We start from the raw sequence: 8,250 nt of genomic DNA on the forward strand, positions 1-8,250 counted from the left end.
CTGAAAAGCAGGGGCGCGGGGAACTGCGCGACCGGCCACACGCGACCCGCACCCGACGACCGGCCTGCTTTTAGGGGCGCGGGGAACTGCGCGGGTCACCCCCACCCTCCCGCAGGCTGCGAACCTGCCGCGGGAGGGTGGGCGAGGAACTACAGCCCGTACCGCGCGCGGGCTTCCTTCACCGCGGATGCGGGCACCTCGCCGCGCCGCGCGAGCTGCGCAAGCGCCGCCACCACGATCGACTGCGCGTCGACGCCGAAGTGCCGCCGCGCCGCGACCCGCGTGTCCGACAGACCGAACCCGTCCGCGCCCAGCGACGAGTAGTCCTGCTCGACCCACTGCGCGATCTGGTCCGGCACCTGCCGCATGTAGTCGGAGACGGCCAGCACCGGCCCCTCCGCCCCCTGCAGCGCCTGCCGCAGATACGGCACCCGCTCCTCGCCGCGCAGCAGCGCCGCGTCGGCCTCCAGCGCGTCGCGCCGCAGCTCGGTCCAGGACGTGGCGGACCAGACGTCCGCGGCCACACCCCACTCCTCGGCGAGCAGCTTCTGCGCCTCCAGGACCCAGTGGATCGCCGTGCCGGAGCCCAGCAGCTGGATCCGCGCGGCGTTGGCGGCGTTCACCTGGACGCCCGCCGACTCCGCGGTGTTGAAGCGGTAGAGCCCCTTGACGATGCCCTCGTCGATGCCGGCGGCAGCGGGCTTCGCGGGCTGCGGGATCGGCTCGTTGTAGACGGTGAGGTAGTAGAAGACGTTCTGGTCCTCGCCCGGGGCGGCCTCGCCGTACATCCGGCGCAGCCCGTCCTTGACGATCGTCGCGACCTCGTAGGCGAACGCCGGGTCGTACGACAGCGCCGCCGGGTTCGTCGCCGCGATGACCGGCGAGTGCCCGTCCGCGTGCTGCAGGCCCTCGCCCGTCAGCGTCGTACGGCCGGCCGTGGCACCGACGAGGAAGCCGCGGCCCAGCTGGTCGCCGAGCTGCCACATCTGGTCGGCCGTGCGCTGCCAGCCGAACATCGAGTAGAAGATGTAGAACGGGATCATCTGCTCGCCGTGCGTGCTGTACGCGGTCGACGCGGCGATGAAGTCCGCCATGGAACCGGCCTCGGTGATCCCCTCGTTGAGGATCTGGCCGTCCTTGGCCTCCTTGTAGTACATGAGCTGGTCACGGTCGACCGGCTCGTACGTCTGGCCCTTGGGGGAGTAGATCCCGAGCGACGGGAACAGGCTCTCCATGCCGAAGGTGCGCGCCTCGTCGGGGACGATCGGCACCCAGCGTTTGCCGGACGTCTTGTCGCGGACGAGGTCCTTGACCAGGCGTACGAAGGCCATGGTCGTCGCGACGTTCTGCGAGCCGGAGCCCTTGTCGAAGGCCGCGAACGCCTTGTCGGCGGGCGCGGGAAGGGGCGCCAGCGGCTGCGTACGACGGGCCGGGGCCGGGCCGCCGAGGGCCGCGCGGCGCTCCTGGAGGTAGCGGACCTCGGGGGAGTCGGCGCCCGGGTGGCCGTAAGGCACGACCCCGTCGACGAAGTCGCTGTCCTTGATCGGCAGCTCCAGCAGGTCACGCATCTGCTTGAACTCGTCCGTCGACAGCTTCTTCATCTGGTGGTTGGCGTTCTTCGACGCGAAGCCCTCGCCGAGGGTGTGGCCCTTGACCGTCTGGGCCAGGATGACCGTCGGAGCGCCCTTGTGCTCGACGGCCGCCTTGTACGCCGCGTACACCTTGCGCGCCTCGTGGCCACCGCGGGAGAGGTGGAAACACTCCAGGATCTTGTCGTCGCTCAGCAGCTTCGCAAGCTCGACGAGCGCCGGGTCCGAGCCGAAGAAGTCCTGGCGGATGTAGGCGGCGTCGCGCGTCTGGTACGTCTGCACCTGCGCGTCCGGGACCTGGCGCAGGCGGCGGACGAGGGCGCCGGTGGTGTCGAGCCGGAACAGCTCGTCCCAGGCGTTGCCCCACAGCGACTTGATCACGTTCCAGCCGGCGCCGCGGAACTGGGCCTCCAGCTCCTGCACGATCTTGAAGTTCGCGCGGACCGGACCGTCGAGGCGCTGCAGGTTGCAGTTGATGACGAAGGTCAGGTTGTCCAGGCCCTCACGGCTCGCGAGGGCGAGTGCCGCGGTCGACTCGGGCTCGTCCATCTCGCCGTCACCGAGGAACGCCCACACGTGGGACGCCGAGACGTCCTTGATGTTGCGGTTGGTGAGATAGCGGTTGAAGCGCGCCTGGTAGATCGCGGAGAGCGGGCCGAGGCCCATCGACACCGTCGGGAACTCCCACAGCCAGGGCAGGCGCCGCGGGTGCGGGTACGACGGGAGGCCGTTGCCGCCCGCCTCCTGGCGGAAGTTGTCGAGGTGCGTCTCGTTGAGACGGCCGTCGAGGAAGGCGCGGGCGTAGATGCCGGGGGAGGCGTGGCCCTGGATGTAGAGCTGGTCGCCGGACCCGTCGGCCTCCTTGCCCTTGAAGAAGTGGTTGAAGCCGGTCTCGTAGAGCCAGGCCGCCGAGGCGAAGGTGGCGATGTGGCCGCCGACGCCGTGCTTCGCGCCGCGGGTCACCATCGCGGCCGCGTTCCAGCGGTTCCACGCGGTGATCCGGCGCTCCATCTCCTCGTCGCCGTCCACGGTGGGCTCGGCGGCGGTCGGGATGGTGTTGACGTAGTCGGTCTCCAGCAGCTTGGGCAGCGCGAGTCCGTTGCCCTCGGCGCGCTCCAGTGTGCGGCGCATCAGGTACGCGGCACGGTGCGGCCCGGCCGCCTGGGTGACGGCGTCGAGGGAGGCCTGCCATTCGGCGGTCTCCTCGGGGTCGCGGTCCGGGAGCTGGTCGAGCTCGCTCGGCTGGATAGCGGTGGGGTCGGTCATTGCGCCGCCTTCCGGATGCGGAGGGGGTTCCCTCGTCGGCAAGGGGTGTGTCGGGGGATGCCCTTGGTCTTTGGCAGGACAGGGCGGCGGGCTCTGGTGGGAGCCCGCCGATGACTGTAACTCGCTGATCGATGATCGATCAAAGGGTTGAAGGGCAAAACCTCTTGATCACGAGAAAGTAGGCACGCGGTGCCTTCGCTGTGGGCACGGGGTGCCTTGTTTTCGCAGGTGAGGCGGGCTGTCGGCGTTCGGCGGGGGTACGTATGAGCGGGCCCGCGCTCCACTGGTCGCCATCACGGTTGCGATCGGCTGTACTCGGTCACGATCGGTATCGCGGTCACGAGGCGGGCTCGTCGCCCGTCCTGGGCGCGCACCCCAGCACATGCGCCTTCACCAGCTCCGCGATCAGCGGGTCCCGGCGCCGGAACGCCTCCACCAAAGCCTCGTGCTCCTCCGCGTACGACTGCTGGACCGTGCCCAGCCAGCGGATCGACAGGGCCGTGAAGACCTCGATGCCCAGGCCCTCCCAGGTGTGCAGCAGCACGCTGTTGCCTGCGGCGCGCACCAGTTCGCGGTGGAAGGCCACCGTGTGGCGGACCTGGCCCGTGCCGTCGGCCCTGCGGTCGGCCTCGTACAGGGCGGCGACGTGCGGCTCCAGGGTCGAGCAGTCCGCCGCGAGGCGCTCCGCGGCCAGCTCGGCGGCGATGGCCTCCAGGCCGGCCCGGACGGGGTAACTCTCCTCCAGGTCGGCCGCGGTCAGATTGCGTACGCGTACGCCCTTGTTCGGGGCTGACTCGATCAGCCGCAGGGACTCCAGCTCGCGCAGGGCCTCCCGTACCGGGGTCTGGCTGACCTCCAGCTCCGTGGCGATCCGGCGCTCCACGATCCGCTCGCCCGGCTTCCAGCGGCCGCTGACGATCCCCTCCACGATGTGCTCGCGGATCTGCTCGCGGAGCGAGTGGACGACGGGCGCGGTCATGGGGGCTCCTTCGTTTTGACCTTTAGACAATAAGGCCACGGCGCGGCGCTCCGCGGGGGTGGGCCGGGCGTGTGGGGGTGGGGGCTGCGGGCTGCAGGGCGTGTGCGGGCTGTGCCCAGGCGGGTGGTTCTTCGGCCGCGGGTCCGGTGGGGGCCGTTCGCGCAGTTCCCCGCGCCCCCAAAAAACGGGCCGGTTCCTCGGCTGCCGGCCGGTGGGGGCTCGTCGCGCAGTTCCCCGCGCCCCCAAAAAACGGGCCGGTTCCTCGGCTGCCGGCCGGTGGGGGCCGGTCGCGCAGTTCCTCGCGCCCCTAAAGACGGGCCGGTTCTTCGGCTGCTGGCCGGTGGGGGCTCGTCGCGGCGGGCGGTGCTGCAGCGGCAAAGGCTGGGGCGCAGCCCCGTCTTTGAGGGGCGCGGGGAACTGCGCGAACGGCCCCCACCGGACCCGCGGCCGAAGAACCACCCGCCTGGGCACAGCCCGCACACGCCCTGCAGCCCGCAGCCCCCACCCCCACACGCCCGGCCCACCCCCGCGGAGCGCCGCGCCGTGGCCTTATTGTCTAAAGGTCAAAACGAAGGAGCCCCCATGACCGCGCCCGTCGTCCACTCGCTCCGCGAGCAGATCCGCGAGCACATCGTGGAGGGGATCGTCAGCGGCCGCTGGAAGCCGGGCGAGCGGATCGTGGAGCGCCGGATCGCCACGGAGCTGGAGGTCAGCCAGACCCCGGTACGGGAGGCCCTGCGCGAGCTGGAGTCCCTGCGGCTGATCGAGTCAGCCCCGAACAAGGGCGTACGCGTACGCAATCTGACCGCGGCCGACCTGGAGGAGAGTTACCCCGTCCGGGCCGGCCTGGAGGCCATCGCCGCCGAGCTGGCCGCGGAGCGCCTCGCGGCGGACTGCTCGACCCTGGAGCCGCACGTCGCCGCCCTGTACGAGGCCGACCGCAGGGCCGACGGCACGGGCCAGGTCCGCCACACGGTGGCCTTCCACCGCGAACTGGTGCGCGCCGCAGGCAACAGCGTGCTGCTGCACACCTGGGAGGGCCTGGGCATCGAGGTCTTCACGGCCCTGTCGATCCGCTGGCTGGGCACGGTCCAGCAGTCGTACGCGGAGGAGCACGAGGCTTTGGTGGAGGCGTTCCGGCGCCGGGACCCGCTGATCGCGGAGCTGGTGAAGGCGCATGTGCTGGGGTGCGCGCCCAGGACGGGCGACGAGCCCGCCTCGTGACCGCGATACCGATCGTGACCGAGTACAGCCGATCGCAACCGTGATGGCGACCAGTGGAGCGCGGGCCCGCTCATACGTACCCCCGCCGAACGCCGACAGCCCGCCTCACCTGCGAAAACAAGGCACCCCGTGCCCACAGCGAAGGCACCGCGTGCCTACTTTCTCGTGATCAAGAGGTTTTGCCCTTCAACCCTTTGATCGATCATCGATCAGCGAGTTACAGTCATCGGCGGGCTCCCACCAGAGCCCGCCGCCCTGTCCTGCCAAAGACCAAGGGCATCCCCCGACACACCCCTTGCCGACGAGGGAACCCCCTCCGCATCCGGAAGGCGGCGCAATGACCGACCCCACCGCTATCCAGCCGAGCGAGCTCGACCAGCTCCCGGACCGCGACCCCGAGGAGACCGCCGAATGGCAGGCCTCCCTCGACGCCGTCACCCAGGCGGCCGGGCCGCACCGTGCCGCGTACCTGATGCGCCGCACACTGGAGCGCGCCGAGGGCAACGGACTCGCGCTGCCCAAGCTGCTGGAGACCGACTACGTCAACACCATCCCGACCGCCGCCGAGCCCACCGTGGACGGCGACGAGGAGATGGAGCGCCGGATCACCGCGTGGAACCGCTGGAACGCGGCCGCGATGGTGACCCGCGGCGCGAAGCACGGCGTCGGCGGCCACATCGCCACCTTCGCCTCGGCGGCCTGGCTCTACGAGACCGGCTTCAACCACTTCTTCAAGGGCAAGGAGGCCGACGGGTCCGGCGACCAGCTCTACATCCAGGGCCACGCCTCCCCCGGCATCTACGCCCGCGCCTTCCTCGACGGCCGTCTCAACGAGACGCACCTCGACAACTTCCGCCAGGAGGCGGGCGGCAACGGCCTCCCGTCGTACCCGCACCCGCGGCGCCTGCCCTGGCTGTGGGAGTTCCCGACGGTGTCGATGGGCCTCGGCCCGCTCTCCGCGATCTACCAGGCGCGCTTCAACCGCTATCTCACCAACCGCAACATCAAGGACGTCTCGGCGTCCCACGTGTGGGCGTTCCTCGGTGACGGCGAGATGGACGAGCCCGAGTCGACCGCGGCACTCGCCCTCGCGAGCCGTGAGGGCCTGGACAACCTGACCTTCGTCATCAACTGCAACCTGCAGCGCCTCGACGGTCCGGTCCGCGCGAACTTCAAGATCGTGCAGGAGCTGGAGGCCCAGTTCCGCGGCGCCGGCTGGAACGTGATCAAGTCGCTGTGGGGCAACGCCTGGGACGAGCTGTTCCGGCTCGACACCACCGGCGCCCTCGTCCGCCGCCTGCGCCAGGTCCCGGACGCGCAGGTGCAGACGTACCAGACGCGCGACGCCGCCTACATCCGCCAGGACTTCTTCGGCTCGGACCCGGCGCTCGTCGAGCTTGCGAAGCTGCTGAGCGACGACAAGATCCTGGAGTGTTTCCACCTCTCCCGCGGTGGCCACGAGGCGCGCAAGGTGTACGCGGCGTACAAGGCGGCCGTCGAGCACAAGGGCGCTCCGACGGTCATCCTGGCCCAGACGGTCAAGGGCCACACCCTCGGCGAGGGCTTCGCGTCGAAGAACGCCAACCACCAGATGAAGAAGCTGTCGACGGACGAGTTCAAGCAGATGCGTGACCTGCTGGAGCTGCCGATCAAGGACAGCGACTTCGTCGACGGGGTCGTGCCTTACGGCCACCCGGGCGCCGACTCCCCCGAGGTCCGCTACCTCCAGGAGCGCCGCGCGGCCCTCGGCGGCCCGGCCCCGGCCCGTCGTACGCAGCCGCTGGCGCCCCTTCCCGCGCCCGCCGACAAGGCGTTCGCGGCCTTCGACAAGGGCTCCGGCTCGCAGAACGTCGCGACGACCATGGCCTTCGTACGCCTGGTCAAGGACCTCGTCCGCGACAAGACGTCCGGCAAACGCTGGGTGCCGATCGTCCCCGACGAGGCGCGCACCTTCGGCATGGAGAGCCTGTTCCCGTCGCTCGGGATCTACTCCCCCAAGGGCCAGACGTACGAGCCGGTCGACCGTGACCAGCTCATGTACTACAAGGAGGCCAAGGACGGCCAGATCCTCAACGAGGGGATCACCGAGGCCGGTTCCATGGCGGACTTCATCGCCGCGTCGACCGCGTACAGCACGCACGGCGAGCAGATGATCCCGTTCTACATCTTCTACTCGATGTTCGGCTGGCAGCGCACGGCCGACCAGATGTGGCAGCTCGGCGACCAGCTGGGCCGCGGCTTCCTCGTCGGTGCCACGGCCGGCCGTACGACGCTGACGGGCGAGGGCCTGCAGCACGCGGACGGGCACTCGCCGGTCATCGCGGCGACGAACCCGGCGGCGCTGTCGTACGACCCGGCGTTCGCCTACGAGGTCGCGACGATCGTCAAGGACGGGCTGCGCCGGATGTACGGCGAGGCCGCCCCGGGCGAGGACCAGAACGTCTTCTACTACCTCACCGTCTACAACGAGCCGATCCCGCAGCCCGCGAAGCCCGCTGCCGCCGGCATCGACGAGGGCATCGTCAAGGGGCTCTACCGCTTCAACACCGCGGAGTCGGCGGGCGTCCAGGTGAACGCCGCCAACGCCGCGCGGATCCAGCTGCTGGGCTCCGGCACGGCGATCCACTGGGTCCTGGAGGCGCAGAAGCTGCTCGCCGAGGAGTGGGGTGTGGCCGCGGACGTCTGGTCCGCCACGTCCTGGACCGAGCTGCGGCGCGACGCGCTGGAGGCCGACGCGGCGCTGCTGCGCGGCGAGGAGCGGGTGCCGTATCTGCGGCAGGCGCTGCAGGGGGCGGAGGGGCCGGTGCTGGCCGTCTCCGACTACATGCGGCAGGTGCCGGACCAGATCGCGCAGTGGGTCGAGCAGGACTACTCGTCGCTGGGCGCGGACGGGTTCGGTCTGTCGGACACGCGGGTCGCGGCGCGGCGGCACTTCGGCGTCGACGCGCAGTCGATCGTGGTGGCGGCGCTTGCGCAGCTCGCGCGGCGCGGCGAGGTGCCCGCATCCGCGGTGAAGGAAGCCCGCGCGCGGTACGGGCTGTAGTTCCTCGCCCACCCTCCCGCGGCAGGTTCGCAGCCTGCGGGAGGGTGGGGGTGACCCGCGCAGTTCCCCGCGCCCCTAAAAGCAGGCCGGTCGTCGGGTGCGGGTCGCGTGTGGCCGGTCGCGCAGTTCCCCGCGCCCCTGCTTTTCAG

4 protein-coding genes are annotated in these 8,250 nt (G+C 70.7%); 2 read left to right on the forward strand and 2 right to left on the reverse strand.

The window, feature by feature from the left end; translation table 11 throughout:
- Positions 1-149: 149 nt before the first annotated feature.
- Both aceE (ACFWGJ_RS38650) and ACFWGJ_RS38655 read right to left on the reverse strand, forming a co-directional pair.
- The gene (aceE, locus tag ACFWGJ_RS38650) at positions 150-2,855 is read right to left on the reverse strand and encodes a pyruvate dehydrogenase (acetyl-transferring), homodimeric type (protein ID WP_387333635.1); all 2,706 of its coding nucleotides are present in this window, start codon (positions 2,853-2,855) and stop codon (positions 150-152) included.
- Between the two features lie 337 nt (positions 2,856-3,192).
- On the reverse strand, positions 3,193-3,834 hold the full coding sequence (locus ACFWGJ_RS38655; protein WP_210883318.1) for a GntR family transcriptional regulator: 642 nt from the start codon (positions 3,832-3,834) through the stop codon (positions 3,193-3,195).
- Positions 3,835-4,416: 582 nt separating this feature from the next.
- On the opposite strand from ACFWGJ_RS38655, the gene ACFWGJ_RS38660 reads away from it, so the two are divergent.
- The gene (locus ACFWGJ_RS38660) at positions 4,417-5,058 is read left to right on the forward strand and encodes a GntR family transcriptional regulator (RefSeq protein ID WP_210883318.1); all 642 of its coding nucleotides are present in this window, start codon (positions 4,417-4,419) and stop codon (positions 5,056-5,058) included.
- Positions 5,059-5,395: 337 nt separating this feature from the next.
- Positions 5,396-8,101: a pyruvate dehydrogenase (acetyl-transferring), homodimeric type gene (gene aceE, locus ACFWGJ_RS38665; protein ID WP_387333635.1), complete on the forward strand. Its 2,706-nt coding sequence runs from the start codon at positions 5,396-5,398 to the stop codon at positions 8,099-8,101.
- Positions 8,102-8,250: the final 149 nt, after the last annotated feature.

This window comes from Streptomyces sp. NPDC060205 (assembly GCF_042728395.1).
Lineage (GTDB): Bacteria > Actinomycetota > Actinomycetes > Streptomycetales > Streptomycetaceae > Streptomyces.